Genomic DNA, 14,598 nt, shown 5'->3' on the forward strand with positions numbered 1-14,598 from the left:
ATAGGTTCACTAGTAATTACTACAGGTTCCCCGTGTGGAGTCACGTGTCATGACTGATCCGCTGGACCTGGTCCATCTTCGGACGCTGGTGGCCATCGCCGACTGCGGCGGCTTCCATCGTGCCGCGGCCGCGATCCGGGTGAGCCAGTCCACCGTGAGCCAGCACGTGCGGCTGCTGGAGCGGCGGCTCAAGGAGCCGCTGGTCGAGAAGGCCGGCCGCGGGGTGCGGCTGACGGCACACGGCGAGGCGCTGCTGATCGAGGCGCGACGGATCCTGGCGGTGCACGACGAGTCGCTGCGCCGCCTGGAGGTGGTGGCGGAGCGGGGCATCCTGGTCGGTTGCACCGAACACGCCGCGGACCAGGTGCTGCCGCAGCTGCTGGCCGCGATGCGGCACGGCTTTCCCGGGCGGACGGTGCGCTTCCGCATCGACCGCTCGACGCAACTGGCCCAGGCGGTCGCGCGGGGCACGGTGGATCTCGCCATCGTGCTGGCCGGGGCCGAGACGTTCGGCGCCCAGGTCACCGAGCTGCCGCTGCACTGGTACGCCGCGCCGCAGTACGTGCCGCCGGCGGCCGGCGAGGCGTGGCCGGTGGTGGCGTTCGAGGAGCCGTGCGGACTGCGGCAGCGGGCGTTGCAGGCGCTGGACGGGGGCGAGCACCCCGCCGTCATCATCGCGGAGTCGACGAGCCTGGACGGCGTGGTCGCGGCGGTCCGGGCCGGCCTGGGGGTCGCGATGCTGCCCAGCACCGGGCGGACACCCGCCGGCCTGGTCGTGCGGCGCGAGCTGCCGGAGGTCGGCACGGTCGGGCTGCACGTCGCGGCCCGCCGGGGGATCGACCCCGAGCTGGAGGAGCTGGCGGGCGAGGTGTGCCGCGAGTTCTTCGCGTCCCGCGCCCACCTGCGCAGCGTCGCCTGACGCCGGCATCGATCGGGGCTGCCGATTGGTGCCGCCCGGCAATCCGAATTGGATGAATTCCCATCGGATTCATAGGCTTTTAGCCGACGCGACGCGGGCGGCCGGGATCCGGCGCCGTTGCGTCCCTACCGAGGAGTGCGAGCCATGCCGGTCGAGTTCATCAGCGCCATCAACGTCAACGCCAGCAACGAGGTCAACGGGCGGGGCGACCCCGCGCTGGACGTCGACTTCCTGCGCCGCTACGCCCGCGTCCTGGAGGACGGCGGCTTCGACTACACGCTGGTGCCGTACAACACCACCTTCCACGACCCGTTCACGGTGGCCGCCGCGCTGACCCAGTTCACCGAGCGGATCAGGCCGATCATCGCGCTGCGACCGAACACGATGTATCCGACCGTCGCGGCCAGGGCGCTGGCAACGCTGGATCAGCTGTCCGGCGGCCGGGCCGTCGTGCACCTCATCGCCGGCGGCAGTGACGCCGAGCAGGCCCGGGAGGGCGACCGGCTGGGCAAGGCGGAGCGCTACGAGCGGGAGGAGGAGTACCTCGGCATCCTGCGCAAGGTCTGGTCCTCGACCGTGCCGTTCGACCACGCCGGGAAGTACTACGCCTTCGAGGACTTCGTGTCGCTGGTCCGGCCGGTGCACGGCACGATCCCGGTCTCCGTCGGCGGGTCGTCCGCCGAGGCGTACCGCGTGGGCGGCGCGCACGGCGACATCTTCGGCCTGTGGGGCGAGCCGCTGGCCGACACCAGGCAGCAGATCGACCGGATCACCGCCGAGGCCCGCGCGGCCGGCCGTGCCGACACGCCACGCATCTGGGTCACCTTCCGTCCGATCGTCGCGCCGACCGACGCGCTCGCCTGGGACCGGGCGCACCGGATCCTGGAGATCCTGCAGCGGCGCGGCGGCACCGGCCTGTGGTCCAGCCCGCAGCGCCGGGGCGCGACCGGCGGCCCGGCGAACGTCGGCTCCCAGCGGCTGCTGGAGATCGCCTCCCGCCGGGACGTGCACGACCGTGCACTGTGGACGCCCACGGCGACGGCGACCGGTGCGGCCGGCGCCTCGACCGCGCTGGTCGGCAGCTACGAGACAGTCGCCGCGGCCATCCTCGACTACGTCGACCTGGGCGCCGACCTCATCTCGATCCGCGGCTACGACAATCTCAACGACGCGATCGACTATGGCCGCTACATCATCCCGCTGGTCCGCCAGGAGCTGGCGCATCGCTGAGGACCGATCGCGTTTCGTGGTCGGTGCCGACCTCGATTCCGCATTGGACACCGTGGCTATTTCCTATCAGTCTGATAGGCATAGTAGGAGATGTGCCCAGCGACCCGAGAAGGAATTCTTCCATGCGGAAACTTCGACGCCTCACCACCGGCGCCGTGCTGCTCGCCCTGGCCGGCTGCGGCAGCAACGCACCGGCCACCACCGCTGACGCCGGCGCACCCAAGCGCGGCGGCACGCTGAAGGTCTCCTACTTCCCGGACAACCCGACGTTCTCCTGCATCGACCCGTTCCAGGTGTACTGGATCGAAAGCCGGTCGATCATCCGCAACTTCGCCGACTCGCTCACCGACCAGGACCCGAAGACCGGCGAGATCGTGCCGTGGCTCGCGGCGAGCTGGCAGATCAGCACCGACGGGCTCACGTACACGTTCAAGCTGCGTGACGGCGTCACCTTCAGCAACGGAAAGCCCGTCGACGCGCAGGCCGTCGCCGACAACGCCACCGGCTGGATCGCCACCGTCAAGGCCACCAACGGCGCCGCCTTCGGTGCCTCCTACGTGCAGGGACTCACCGCCGCGAAGGCCGTCGACGCCAAGACGGTCGAATTCCGCCTCAGCAAGCCCAACTCGTCGTTCCTGCAGGCGACGTCGACGACCAACCTCGCGATCACCGACCCGGCCGAGTACCAGCTGACGCCGGCCGAACGCTGCACCGGCAAGGGCGTCATCGGCTCCGGGCAGTTCGTGCTCGACCACTACACGGCGAAGGTCGAGACGGTCCTCACCAGGCGTGCCGGCTACCAGTGGCCGTCGTCGCTGTCGAAGAACCAGGGTGAGGCGTACCTGGACAAGGTCGTCTTCAACTACATCGCCGAGGACAGCGTCCGCACCGGCAACCTCACCAGCGGCGCCATCGACATCGCCTGGCCGCGCAACCCGTTCACGCCCCAGGACGAGCAGCTCATCCAGCGCACCGGCCACAAGGTCGAGCAGCGCTCGCTGCCCGGCGTCTCGTTCACCCTGTTCGCCAACACCGACGCCGGCCACGTCCTGGCCGACCCGGCGGTGCGCAAGGCGCTGAACCAGGCCATCGACCGCAAGACCTACGCCGCCACGGTGTTCGGCGCGACCTACCCGGTGGTCGGCGGGGCGTTCAACTCGACCACGCCGTTCTACCGGGCGCAGACCGACAAGCTCGGCTACGACCCCGACGGCGCCGCGAAGGCCCTCGACGCGGCCGGCTGGACCGCCGGCAAGGACGGCATCCGGGTCAAGGACGGCAAGCAGCTGACCATCGACTACCCGACCAACCAGTTCACGCCCGGTTCGGAGCTGCTGCAGGCGCAGCTGAAGAAGGTCGGGATCAACCTGAGCCTGCGCACCCTGACCACCGCGCAGCAGGCGACGTACCTCTCCAACGGCGACTACGACCTGACCGCCAACTACTTCACCCGCGCCGACCCGGGCGCGCTGCAGTTCATCCTCAACCCCGACGTCGCGAACTCCAAGGCGCTCGCCCGCCGCTCCGCGCCGCAGGACGGGGTCACGAACATCCAGGCGCTGTTCGTCAAGGCGCTCCAGACCACCGACGCGGCGCAGACCAAGCAGGCATACGCGGACCTGCAGGATTACCTCATCGCCGCGGGCGTCACGTTCCCGCTGTTCGAACGGGTCCAGAAGGCCGGCGTGAGCAGCCACGTGCACGGGTTCGCGTTCACCTCCGAGAGCTTCCTCAAACTCAACGACGTCTGGAAAGACTGACCATGATCAGGTACATCGCCGGTCGGGTCGGTCAGGCCGTCCTCGTGCTGTGGGCCGCGTTCACGCTGACGTTCGCGATCCTCTACCTGCTGCCGAGCGACCCGATGCAGCTGCAGCTCGCCGCGGCCGGCATCCAGGAGGACAGCCTGACCCCCGAGCAGCTCGCCGGGCTGCAGCACCGGTTCGGCCTCGACGAGCCGATCTGGCTGCAGTACTGGCACCACCTGTCCGGCTTCCTGCACGGCGACTTCGGCACCTCGCTGAGCCAGCAGGTGCCGGTCAGCCAGCTCATCGGCCAGCGGATCGGCCAGACGCTGCTGCTGAGCCTGTGCGCGGCCGCGGCGTCACTCGTGCTCGGCACCGCACTGGCCTATCTGGCGACGTTCGTGCGCTGGCACCCGCTGCGGCTGGCCCTGACCCGGCTGCCCGCACTCGGCGCGTCCTTCCCCCAGTTCTTCGTCGCGCTGTTCCTGATCCAGTTCTTCTCCTTCCAGCTCGGCTGGTTCCCGGCCAACGGCACCCAGGGCGCGGCGACGCTGGTGATGCCGGTCGCGACCATCGCGGTGCTCGCCTCCTCGGTGCTGGCCCAGGTCCTCATCAAGACGTTCGACGAGACCCTGCAACTGCCCTACATCGCCACGGCCCGCGCCAAGGGCCTGTCCCGCAACGCGGTCCACCTGCGGCACGCCCTGCGCAACGCGGCGCTGCCGGCGATGACGATCCTCGGCGTCCTCGTCGGGCTCACCGTGACCAGCTCCATCGTCGTGGAGACCGTCTTCACCCGCGAGGGCATCGGCAACCTCGCCCAGCAGTCGGTGCTGTCCCAGGACGTGCCAGTCGTGCTCGCGGTGGTGACCATCGCCGCGAGCGTCTTCGTCCTCGTCAACCTCGTCGTGGACCTGCTCTACCCGCTGCTGGACCCGCGGATCTCCTACACCCGCGGCCAGGCCCGCCCGCGGCCGGTCGCGGTCCTCACGGAAGGCGGTGCGCTGTGAGGAGCCTCGGGGCGCTGGTCCGCAAGCCGCTGTTCGTCATCGCGGCGGCCTACCTGCTGTTCGTCGTGATCTCCGCGTTCTGGCCGCGGCTGTTCACCTCCGCCGGCCCGTACGACACCCAGCCCGAACTGGCGATCGCCGCGCCGAGCCTGGACCACCCGTTCGGCACCGACAGCTACGGCCGGGACCTGTGGACCCGGGTGCTGTACGGCTCACCGCTGACGATCCAGGCGACCATCCTTGCCCTCGGCATCGCCATCGTGGCCGGGCTCGGGCTCGGTGTCGTGTCCGGCTTCTTCGGTGGCCGTGCCGACGCGGTCCTGATGCGTATCGTCGACGTGCTGCTGGCCATCCCGGGGCTGCTGCTGGCGCTGTCCATCGTCACCGCGCTCGGCTACGGCACCATCCCGGTCGCGGTCGCCGTGGGCGTCGGCATCGTGCCCGGCTTCGCCCGCACCACCCGCGCCGAGGTCCTGCGGGTCAAGACCCTGCCCTACGTCGAGGCCGCCCGCGGGGCCGGCGCCACCTGGTCGCGGGTGCTGCTGCGGCACATCCTGCCCAACTCGTGGGGCCCGGTCGCGGTCCTCGCCGTGCTGGACGCCGGCGTGGCGATCATCGCCATCGCCTCGCTGAGCTTCCTCGGCTTCGGCGCCGCACCACCGGCCGCCGAGTGGGGCACGCTCATCGCCGACGGCCGCAACTACCTGGTGACGGCGTGGTGGCTGAGCCTGCTGCCGGGGCTGTTCGTCGCGCTGCTCGTGCTCAGCCTCAACCACATCTCCAAGACCATGCAGGAGCTGACCCGATGACCGCCGACCCACTCGTGCAGCTCACCGGGCTCGACATCGGGTACACCCGGCACCGGCAGGTCATCCCCGCGGTCACCGGCCTCGACCTGACCGTCAACGCGGCCGAGGTCGTCGCGATCGTCGGGGAGTCCGGCTCGGGCAAGACCACGACCGCCAACGCGATCATCGGGCTGCTGCCGCCCAACGGCCGGATCACCGCGGGCTCGGCGCTCGTGGACGGCGTGCAGGTCGCCGGGGCGAGGGAACGCACCCTGCGCCGGCTGCGGGGCTCGGTCGTCGGGCTGATCCCGCAGGACCCGATGGTGGGGCTCAACCCGACCAAACGCATCGGCGCCCAGCTCACCGAGGTCGTGCGGCTGCGCGGCATCCACGGGGCCGCGGCGCACGCCGAGGCGGTGGAGTACCTCAGCCAGGCCGGCATCCCCGATCCCGAACTGCGGGCCCGGCAGTACCCGCACGAGCTGTCCGGCGGGCTGCGCCAGCGGGTGCTGATCGCGATCGCCCTCGCCGGCCGGCCGAAGCTCATCGTCGCCGACGAACCCACCAGCGCCCTCGACGTCACCGTGCAGCGCAAGATCCTGGATCACCTCGGCGGGCTGGTCCGCGAGCAGGGCATCTCGCTGCTCATCATCACCCACGACCTGGCCGTGGCCGCGGACCGCGCCGACCGGGTGCTCGTCATGCGCGACGGCCGCAAGGTCGAGGAGGGCGAGCCCGGCACGATCCTGACCGACCCGAAGGTCGCCTACACCCGGCAGCTCATCGCGGCCGCCCCGCGCCTCGCGCACGGCGGGCAGCTCGTGCCGCGCTTCGACGTGCGCGGCCACGAACGGCCCGAGCCGATCCTCACCCTCACCGACGTCAGCAAGACCTTCGCGGCCGACGACCTGCGCCGTGGCGGGCGCGGCTTCAACGCGCTCGACCGGGTCAGCGTCACCGTGCGTCGCGGGCAGACCCACGCGCTCGTCGGCGAGTCCGGCTGCGGCAAGACCACGACCCTGCGCATCGCGCTGGGCCTCGAGGCGGCCACGACCGGGTCGATCGTGCTCGACGGCACCGAGATCGCCGGCCTGCGCTGGAGCCGGCTGCGGCCGCTGCGCCGCAAGGCTCAGCTCGTGCACCAGGACCCGTTCGCGGCGCTCGACCCGAAGTTCACCGTCCGGCAGTCGATCACCGAGCCGCTCCTGTCGTTCAAGGTCGGCGACCGGCGCAGCCGCGAGGCCCGCGCCCGGGAGCTGCTCGACCAGGTGGCGCTGCCCACCGCGTACCTCGACCGGCTCCCGGGCGAACTGTCCGGCGGCCAGCGGCAGCGGGTGGCGATCGCCCGGGCCCTCGCCCTGGACCCGCAGTTGCTCATGCTCGACGAGCCCGTCTCGGCCCTGGACGTCCTGGTCCAGGACCAGATCCTGCGGCTGCTGGTCGACCTGCAGGCGGCACTGGGCCTGTCGTACCTTTTCGTGTCGCACGACCTGGCCGTCGTCGCCGAGATCTCGCACACGGTGTCGGTGATGAGCGGCGGCCGGGTCGTCGAGGAGGGGCCGGTCGCCGAGGTGTTCACCAACCCGCGGAGCCCGCACACCCGCGACCTCATCGACGCCGTCCCCGGCCGCGCCGCGACCCGGCCAGCGGTCGACGTGCACTCCTGACGGGCTGGACCGGCCACAGTGGTGCCTCCGCGACGTCCTCGGCGTCGCGGAGCACCCGCAGGATGTTGCGGCCGGTGAGCGCCTCGAGGTCCGCGCCGCTCCACCCCCGGTCGGCCAGCTCGCCCAGCAGCCGCGGGTAGCCGGACACGTCGGCGAGCTCCGCCGGCAGCCAGTCGACACCGTCGTAGTCGCCGCCGAGGCCGACGTGCGCCACGCCGGCGACGTCGCGGGCGTGGTCGACGTGATCGGCCACCTGCGCCAGCGACACCGCCGGGCGGGGATGCGCGGCCAGCCACCGGGAGAACCGGTCGTCGGCCGGTGGCTGGACCGCCTCGGCCCGCACGGCGGCGGCGGACTCCCCGGGACGCGGCGCCCGCGGCCAGGTCCACGGCACGGGCAGGTCCAGGCGCTGCCGCTCGGCGAGGGCCGCCAGGGTCCACTCGGCGACGTCGGCGGACACGAAGGCCGGCACGAACGTGAGCTGGACGACGCCGCCGTTGGTCCGCAGCCGGTGCAGTTCGGGGTCGGCGACGTTGCGCGGATGGTCGTTGACCGACCGGGCGGAGGAGTGGCTGAAGATCACCGGGGCGGTCGAGGCGTCCAGCGCGTCGCGTTGCGTCGACGCGGCGACGTGGGACAGGTCCACGAGGATGCCGAGCCGGTTGAGCTCCGTGACGATCGCCCGGCCCACGTCGGTGAGGCCGCCGACGGCCGGCTTGTCGGTCGCCGAGTCGGCCCAGGCGGTGTTGTCGTTGTGGGTCAGCGTCAGGTACCGCACACCGAGCCGGGCGAAGGACCGCAGCACCCCGAGCGAGCCCGCCAGGCTGTGGCCGCCCTCGACGCCGATCAGCGACGCGATGCGTCCCTCGCGGATGACCCGTTCGGTGTCCGCCGCCGTGTACGCGATCGTGAACGTCTCCGGGTACGTCGCCGCCAGCCGGTAGACGGCGTCGATCTGCTCCAGCGTGGCGGCGACCGCCTCCGGCTCGGGCAGGTGCGACGGCACGTACACGGACCAGAACTGGCCGCCGACCCCGCCGGCGCGCAGCCGCGGGATGTCGGTGTGCAGCTCCGGCCGGTGGCCGTCCAGGCCGGCGACGCTGTAGCCGGCCCGCGCCCGCAGCGCCGTCGGCAGGTCGTTGTGCCCGTCGATCACCGGCATCGCCGCGAGCACCCGACGGACCAGTGCGGCGCTCATCGAGCGACCCTTGCCCGGCGGCGCGGATCCGCGACGGGTGCCGCGTCGATCAGGCGGCGGGTGTACGGGTGCACCGGCTCGTGCAGGACCTGCCGGGTGTCGCCGGTCTCCACGGCGACGCCGTCGAGCAGGACCATGACCCGGTCGGCGACGGCCTCGACGACGGCCAGGTCGTGGCTGATGAACAGGGCGGCGAACCCGAGTTCGCGGTGCAGGCGCACGAGCAGCTCCAGGATTCTGGCCTGGACGGACACGTCCAGGGCGGAGGTCGGTTCGTCGGCGATGAGCAGGCGCGGGCCCAGGGCGAGCGCGCGGGCCAGGCCGGCCCGCTGCCGCTGGCCGCCGCTGAGCTCGTGCGGGTACCGCCCGGCGTACGCGGCCGGCAGCTCGACCTGCTCCAGCAGCTCGCCGACCCGCCGGCCGGTGGCGGCGCGGGACAGGTCCCGGCCGTGCACCCGCAGCGGCTCGGCGATGCTGTCGCCGATCGTGAGCAGGGGGTTGAAACTCGTCGCCGGGTCCTGGAAGACGTACCCCAGCTTCCCGGCGGGCGTGCGGACGTCGAGGGTGCCGCCGGTGACCGGGGTCAGCCCCGCGACCGCCCGGCCGATCGTGGTCTTGCCGGAGCCGCTCTCCCCGACCAGCCCGAGGACCTCGCCCTCCGCGATGTGGAAGCTCACCCCGTCGACCGCGCGGGTGCCGCCGCGTCCGAGCTGCCGCGGGTACTCCACGACCAGCTGTGAAGCCGCGACGATCGGTTCACCCGCAGGTGGCGTCCGGGTCGCGGTGGTGCCCGGGACCGGGATCGCGGCCAGCAGCTCCTGGGTGTACGCGTGCGCCGGGGTGGCGAACAGCGCGTCGACGCCGGCCTGTTCGACGATCTGCCCGCGGTGCATGACCGCCACCCGGTCCGCGATGTCCGCCACGACGCCCATGTTGTGGGTGATGAGCAGGATGCCGGTGCCGAAGTCGGTGCGGCAGCGCAGGAGGAGCTCGAGGATCTCCGCCTGGACCGTCACGTCGAGCGCGCTGGTGGGTTCGTCGGCGACGATGAGTCTGGCGTCGAGGGCGAGCGCCTGCGCGATCACCACCCGCTGCCGTTGGCCGCCGGAGAACTGGTGCGGGTAATGATCGACCCGGGTCCGTGGCTCCGGGATGCCGACGGCGTCGAGCAGTTCCACGGCGCGGGCCCGCCGCGCGGCTCGCCCGCCGACCCCGTGGGCGCGGAGCCCTTCGGCGATCTGCCAGCCCACCGGGTACACCGGATTCAGCGCTGTCGACGGCTCCTGGAACACCATGGCGGCGGCGGTGCCGCGCAGCCGGCGCAGCTGCCGGGCGTCGACGTCGAGGACGTCCAGCGGCGCCGAGCCGTCCGCCGGGCGCAGCAGGATCCGGCCGGTGACGGTCGCCGTGTCCGGCAGCAGGCCGAGCACCGCCGTGGCGGTCGCGGTCTTGCCGCTGCCGCTCTCGCCGACGAGGGCGACGATCTCGCCCGCGGACACGGTGAGGTCGAGCCCGTCGACCGCCGTCACGTGCCCGCCGTCGACCGCGAACCGCACCCGCAGGTCCTCGATGCGCAGCAGTTCCGTCATGATGCCGCCCGCCGGCGCAGCCGCGGATCGGTCAGGTCGTTGAGGCTCTCGCCGATCAGGGTGATGCCCAGGACGGTCAGGACGATGGCGATGCCGGGTGGCACGGCGGTCCACCAGATCCCGGCGGTCACGTCGGGCACCGCCTTGTTCAGGTCGTAGCCCCACTCGGCGGCCGAGTTCGGCTCGATGCCGAAGCCCAGGAAGCCGAGCCCGGCGAGGGTGAGGATCGCCTCCGAGGCGTTCACGGTCACCACGACCGGCAGGCTGCGGACCGAGTTGCGCAGCACGTGCCGGAACATGATGCGGCCGTGGCCGGCGCCGATGACCCTGGCCGCGTCGACGAACGCCTCGCCCTTGACCCGGACCACCTCGGCCCGCACGACCCGCAGGTACTGCGGGACGAACACCGCGGTGACCGACAGCCCGGCCGAGAGCAGCCCGCCGGCGAAGCTGGAGCGGCCCTGGCTGACCACGATCGCGACGAGGATGGCGAGCAGCAGCGACGGGAAGGCGTACATGATGTCGGCCACCCCGACGAGCAGCCGGTCGAGCCGGCCGCCGACGTAGCCGGAGACCAGCCCGAGCAGCACCCCGGCGAGCAGTGACAGGCTGACCGCGAGCAGGATGACCAGCAGCGCGGTGCGCGCGCCCCACAGCGTGCGGGACAGCACGTCGTAGCCGGTGATCGTGGTCCCGAGCGGGTGGTCGCCGCCGGGCCGCTGCTGGGAGCCGAACAGCCCGCCCCCGTCCTGGAGCTGGGCGTAGCCGTGCGGGGCCAGGACCGGCGCCAGCAGCGCCGTGAGCACGAACAGGCCGGTGAGGACCGCCCCGGCGAGCAGCATGCCGCGCTGCACGCCGACGCTGCCGCGCAGGATCCGGGTGGCCACGTCAGTACCGCACCCTGGGGTCGACGAGCGCGGCCACCGCGTCGACGAGGAAATTGGTGACGGCGACGACGATCGCGAACACGGCGACGAGCGCCTGCACCGCGACGAAGTCCCGGACCGTCAGGTAATGCGCCAACTCGAAGCCCAGCCCTCTCCATTCGAACGTGGTCTCGGTGAGCACCGCCCCGCCCAGCAGCCCGGCGACCTGGAGGCCGAGCATCGTGATGACCGGCACCAGCGCCGGGCGGGTGGCGTGCCGGTTGCGCAGCCGTGGCTCGTCGACGCCCCGTGAGCGGGCCGCGGTGACGTAGCCGGTCGACAGCGTGCCGATCACGTTGGTGCGCACCAGCCGCAGGAAGATCCCGGCGACGAGCAGGCCCAGCGCGACGCTGGGCAGCACCGCGTGGTGCAGCACGTCCAGCACCGCGCCGCCGTCGCCGCTGCGCAGCGCGTCGAGCAGGTAGAGCCCGGTCACGCTGGAGCGGTGCGACAGGTTCAGCTGGACCTGCGTGCTGGCCCGGCCGGCCACCGGAAACCAGCCGAGCCACACGGAGAAGACGAGCTTCAGCAGCAGGCCCACGAAGAAGACCGGCATGGCGTACGCCAGGATCGCCGACAACCGCAGCACCACATCGGGCAGCCGGTCCCGGTGATACGCCGCCAGCCGGCCCAGCGGGAGGCCGATCAGCACCGCGACCAGGAGCGCGTACGCGGCCAGCTCCAGCGTCGCGGTGCCGTAGGTGCCGAGCAGGTCGGACACGGAACGGTTGTCGGTCGCGGTGCGTCCCAGGTCCCCGGTCGCCACGCCCTTGAGGAAGTCCAGGTACTGCTCCAGCAGCGGCCGGTCGTATCCGGCCTGATGCAGCCGCTGCTGGAGCTGTGCCTGGGTGAGCCGGTCACCGAAGGCGTTGGTGACCGGGTCCCCGGTGAGCCGCATGAGGAAGAACACCGCAGTCACCAGGACGAAGACGGTCGGGAAGATGAGCAGGAACCGCATGGTCAGGTAGCGGGCCAGGCCGGACATCCCGGTCAGCGCTTGGTGAGTTCGGCCCAGCGGAACTGGTAGGCGCTGTCCAGCTGCTTCGGCACCCCGTCGACACCGGTCCGGGTCACGATCGCGGTGGAGCCCTGCAGCAGCGGCACGATCGGCACCGCCGCCGCGACGGTGTCCTGGATCTGCTGCAGGATCTGCGTGCGCTTGGCGGGGTCGACCTCGGTCTGCTCCTGTTTGATGAGCGCCAGCACGGCCGGGTCCTGGTAGCCGTTGTTGACCCAGTTGTCCTTGGCGAAGAACGAGCCGAGGTAGTTGTCGGCGTCGAGGTAGTCGGCGTACCAGCCGAGCTGGTAGGCGGGGTACTGGTCGGCGACGCGCTGCTTGCCGTACTGCGACCACTCCGTGGACTGCAGCGTCACCTTGAACAGCCCACCGGCCTCCAGTTGCGTCTTGACCAGCGCGTACTCGTCCTCCGAGGAGGAGCCGTAGTGGTCGGTGTTGTACTGCAGGCTCAAGGCCACTGGCGTGCTGACCCCGGCCGCGCTGAGCAGTGCCGCCGCGGCGGTCTTGTCGGGGCCGCCGCGCTTGTCGCCGTAGAGCGGCTTCAGCGACTCGGTGGCGCCGGTGATGCCCTGCGGCACGTAGGAGTACAGCGGCTGGAACGAGCCCTTGTAGACCTGCTCGGCGAGCTGGGCCCGGTCGATGAGCGACGCCGCGGCCCGGCGCACGGCGAGGGCCTTGGCCGGGTCGGGCGAGCTCGTGGCCGAGCCGAACGGCTGGGTCTTGACGTTGAAGACGATGAACCGGATGCCGTTGCCGGCGCCGGTGTGCACGACGACGCCGGTCTTGCCGCCGAGGTCCTGCAGGTCGGGGATGGTCAGCGTCCGGTACGCCACGTCGATGTTGCCCTGCTGGATGTCCAGTTTGAGGTTGCCGGCGTTGGTGTAGTACTTCAGCAGCACGCCCTTGTTCTTCGGCGTGCCCAGGAGGCCCTTGTAGGCGGCGTTGGGCCCGAACGACACCAGCGAGTTCTTGGCGTAGCTGTCGATGACGTAGGGCCCCGACCACGGCTTCGCCGCGACCACTGCGTCGTCGTCCAGGACCTTGTCGGCCGGGAAGACCTGCTCGTCGACGACGAGACCGGCGGCGGTCGTGAGAATCTGCGGGAAGAGTGTGTCGTTGGCCGACTTCAGCGTGAACTCGACCGTGTCCGCGGCCGGCGCCGCCACGCTGTCGAGGTTGTACAGCAGCGCCGACGGCCCGTTCTTGTCGGCGATCTTCAGCTGCCGGTCGAAGCTGAACTTGACGTCGGAGGACGTCAACTCGTGGCCGTTGGCGAAGGTCAGCCCGGGCTTCAGTTTCACGGTGTACCTGGTGGGCGCGCTGAGCGAGATCACCGCGGCCAGGTCCGGCTTGACGTCGGTCGATCCGTTGGACGCGCTGAGCAGGGTGGCGTAGACCTCGGACGCGACCGTGCCGGATCCCGCGTCCCAGGAACCGGCCGGGTCGATGCTGCTGACCTGGTCGGTCGTGCCGATCGTGATCTTCTGCGCGCCGGCGTCCGTGCCGGTGCCGGTATCGGTCGAGGTGGTGCAGCCGGCGGCGCCCAGCACGGCGACAAGCGCGGCGGCGATCGAGGCGGACGGCGTGCTTCTGCGCATCAGCATGACTCCAAGGCAGTATCAGCGTGCATAAATCATACTTACCACATAGGATCACCAGACAACAATGGTCGAGTCTACCGAACCGTCCGATATGGACGGTCGAACGGAGTGGTCATGAGTCAGCCTGTCGTCGTTGTCACCGGGGCCGCGCGGGGGATCGGGCTTGCCTGCGTCGAGCTGTTCGCCGAGCGTGGGCATGCGGTGGTCGCCGTCGACGCCGACGGGCCCGCGTTGTCGGTCCTGGACGGGCGGGAGGGCGTGGTGACTCTCGCCGGAGACGTGTCCGGTGAGGCCGCCAACACCGCGATGGTGCGGCTGGCCGTCGAGCGGTTCGGGCGGCTCGACACCGTCGTGCTCAACGCGGCCATCGGCGGCGCGCCGCCAGTCGAGGCACCGGGTGCGATCGAACGGTTCGACCAGGTCCTGGCGGTCAACGTGCGCGGCGTGGCGCTGGGGGTCCGGGCCGCGGCACCGGCCTTCCGGGCGGCGGGCGGCGGTTCCGTCGTGGTCACCTCGTCGGTGTCGGGGCTGCGCGGCGACCCAGGGGTGTGGGCGTACAACGCGTCGAAGGCGGCCGTGATCAACCTGGTCCGGGCGTTCGCCCTCGACTACGCCGTCGAGCACATCCGGATCAACGCGATCGCGCCCGGACTCGTCGCCACCCCGCGCACCGCCGGGCTGCGCGCCGACCCCGAGCTCGCCGCCGACGTGCTCAGCCGCGTGCCGATGCACCGCTGGGGCAAGCCGGCCGAGCAGGCCGAGGCCGTGTGGTTCCTGGCCTCGCCGGCCGCGTCGTTCATCACCGGGACCACGCTGACCGTCGACGGCGGCCTGGACGCCAACACCGGCCTGCTCCTGCCTCCGCCGGACCGTCTCGGCTGAGGGCCGGCCCGTCCGGCGGGCGGTC

At 71.6% G+C, this 14,598-nt stretch carries 12 protein-coding genes; 7 read left to right on the forward strand and 5 right to left on the reverse strand.

All coding sequences use genetic code 11. The features are described from left to right. Positions 1–49: 49 nt before the first annotated feature. The 6 genes from ACFPIJ_RS57005 to ACFPIJ_RS57030 all read left to right on the forward strand — a co-directional run bounded on the left by ACFPIJ_RS57005 (position 50) and on the right by ACFPIJ_RS57030 (position 7,359). On the forward strand, positions 50–919 hold the full coding sequence (locus tag ACFPIJ_RS57005; protein WP_380127944.1) for a LysR substrate-binding domain-containing protein: 870 nt from the start codon (positions 50–52) through the stop codon (positions 917–919). Positions 920–1,063: 144 nt separating this feature from the next. Next, entirely contained in the window at positions 1,064–2,149 is a 1,086-nt protein-coding gene (locus tag ACFPIJ_RS57010) for an LLM class flavin-dependent oxidoreductase (protein ID WP_380127945.1), read from the forward strand. 122 nt (positions 2,150–2,271) lie between these two features. After that, positions 2,272–3,909 carry an ABC transporter substrate-binding protein gene (locus ACFPIJ_RS57015; RefSeq protein ID WP_380127946.1) on the forward strand — a complete coding sequence of 546 codons (1,638 nt, stop codon included), beginning with the start codon at positions 2,272–2,274 and terminating at the stop codon, positions 3,907–3,909. A 2-nt stretch (positions 3,910–3,911) separates the two neighbouring features. Next, positions 3,912–4,904 (forward strand): ABC transporter permease, encoded by a 993-nt coding sequence (locus ACFPIJ_RS57020; protein ID WP_380127947.1) that lies wholly within the window; start codon positions 3,912–3,914, stop codon positions 4,902–4,904. Continuing rightward, positions 4,901–5,713, forward strand: a complete 813-nt coding sequence (locus tag ACFPIJ_RS57025; protein ID WP_380127948.1) for an ABC transporter permease — start codon at positions 4,901–4,903, stop codon at positions 5,711–5,713. The genes ACFPIJ_RS57020 and ACFPIJ_RS57025 overlap by 4 nt, the downstream gene beginning before the upstream one ends. After that, entirely contained in the window at positions 5,710–7,359 is a 1,650-nt protein-coding gene (locus ACFPIJ_RS57030; RefSeq protein WP_380127949.1) for a dipeptide ABC transporter ATP-binding protein, read from the forward strand. Before ACFPIJ_RS57025 ends, ACFPIJ_RS57030 begins: the two co-directional genes overlap by 4 nt. Here the strand turns inward: ACFPIJ_RS57030 and ACFPIJ_RS57035 are convergent. The 5 genes from ACFPIJ_RS57035 to ACFPIJ_RS57055 are packed head-to-tail and all read right to left on the reverse strand — an operon-like array spanning position 7,301 to position 13,688. Then, the gene (locus ACFPIJ_RS57035) at positions 7,301–8,557 is read right to left on the reverse strand and encodes a dipeptidase (RefSeq protein WP_380127950.1); all 1,257 of its coding nucleotides are present in this window, start codon (positions 8,555–8,557) and stop codon (positions 7,301–7,303) included. The two genes, ACFPIJ_RS57030 and ACFPIJ_RS57035, sit on opposite strands and share 59 nt — an antisense overlap. Then, a complete protein-coding gene (locus ACFPIJ_RS57040) occupies positions 8,554–10,146 on the reverse strand; it encodes a dipeptide ABC transporter ATP-binding protein (protein ID WP_380127951.1) in 1,593 nt (530 codons plus the stop codon). The genes ACFPIJ_RS57035 and ACFPIJ_RS57040 overlap by 4 nt, the downstream gene beginning before the upstream one ends. Beyond that, on the reverse strand, positions 10,143–11,033 hold the full coding sequence (locus ACFPIJ_RS57045; protein ID WP_380127952.1) for an ABC transporter permease: 891 nt from the start codon (positions 11,031–11,033) through the stop codon (positions 10,143–10,145). The genes ACFPIJ_RS57040 and ACFPIJ_RS57045 overlap by 4 nt, the downstream gene beginning before the upstream one ends. Position 11,034: 1 nt before the next feature. Further along, positions 11,035–12,057, reverse strand: a complete 1,023-nt coding sequence (locus ACFPIJ_RS57050; RefSeq protein ID WP_380127953.1) for an ABC transporter permease — start codon at positions 12,055–12,057, stop codon at positions 11,035–11,037. A 5-nt stretch (positions 12,058–12,062) separates the two neighbouring features. After that, positions 12,063–13,688 (reverse strand): ABC transporter substrate-binding protein, encoded by a 1,626-nt coding sequence (locus tag ACFPIJ_RS57055; protein WP_380127954.1) that lies wholly within the window; start codon positions 13,686–13,688, stop codon positions 12,063–12,065. Between the two features lie 117 nt (positions 13,689–13,805). Here ACFPIJ_RS57055 and ACFPIJ_RS57060 point away from each other — a divergent pair, with 117 nt between their 5' ends. Beyond that, a complete protein-coding gene (locus tag ACFPIJ_RS57060; RefSeq protein WP_380127955.1) occupies positions 13,806–14,573 on the forward strand; it encodes an SDR family NAD(P)-dependent oxidoreductase in 768 nt (255 codons plus the stop codon). Positions 14,574–14,598 lie beyond the last annotated feature (25 nt).

The organism is Dactylosporangium cerinum, assembly GCF_042653625.1.
GTDB lineage: Bacteria > Actinomycetota > Actinomycetes > Mycobacteriales > Micromonosporaceae > Dactylosporangium > Dactylosporangium cerinum.

Excerpts from the sequence above, each read along its gene's own strand:
- ACFPIJ_RS57060 (WP_380127955.1), top strand. The coding sequence starts at position 13,806 with ATGAGTCAGCCTGTCGTCGTTGTCACCGGGGCCGCGCGGGGGATCGGG.
- ACFPIJ_RS57050 (WP_380127953.1), bottom strand. The coding sequence starts at position 12,057 with ATGTCCGGCCTGGCCCGCTACCTGACCATGCGGTTCCTGCTCATCTTC.
- ACFPIJ_RS57030 (WP_380127949.1), top strand. The coding sequence starts at position 5,710 with ATGACCGCCGACCCACTCGTGCAGCTCACCGGGCTCGACATCGGGTAC.
- ACFPIJ_RS57040 (WP_380127951.1), bottom strand. The coding sequence starts at position 10,146 with ATGACGGAACTGCTGCGCATCGAGGACCTGCGGGTGCGGTTCGCGGTC.
- ACFPIJ_RS57010 (WP_380127945.1), top strand. The coding sequence starts at position 1,064 with ATGCCGGTCGAGTTCATCAGCGCCATCAACGTCAACGCCAGCAACGAG.
- ACFPIJ_RS57020 (WP_380127947.1), top strand. The coding sequence starts at position 3,912 with ATGATCAGGTACATCGCCGGTCGGGTCGGTCAGGCCGTCCTCGTGCTG.
- ACFPIJ_RS57035 (WP_380127950.1), bottom strand. The coding sequence starts at position 8,557 with ATGAGCGCCGCACTGGTCCGTCGGGTGCTCGCGGCGATGCCGGTGATC.
- ACFPIJ_RS57055 (WP_380127954.1), bottom strand. The coding sequence starts at position 13,688 with ATGCGCAGAAGCACGCCGTCCGCCTCGATCGCCGCCGCGCTTGTCGCC.
- ACFPIJ_RS57005 (WP_380127944.1), top strand. The coding sequence starts at position 50 with ATGACTGATCCGCTGGACCTGGTCCATCTTCGGACGCTGGTGGCCATC.
- ACFPIJ_RS57015 (WP_380127946.1), top strand. The coding sequence starts at position 2,272 with ATGCGGAAACTTCGACGCCTCACCACCGGCGCCGTGCTGCTCGCCCTG.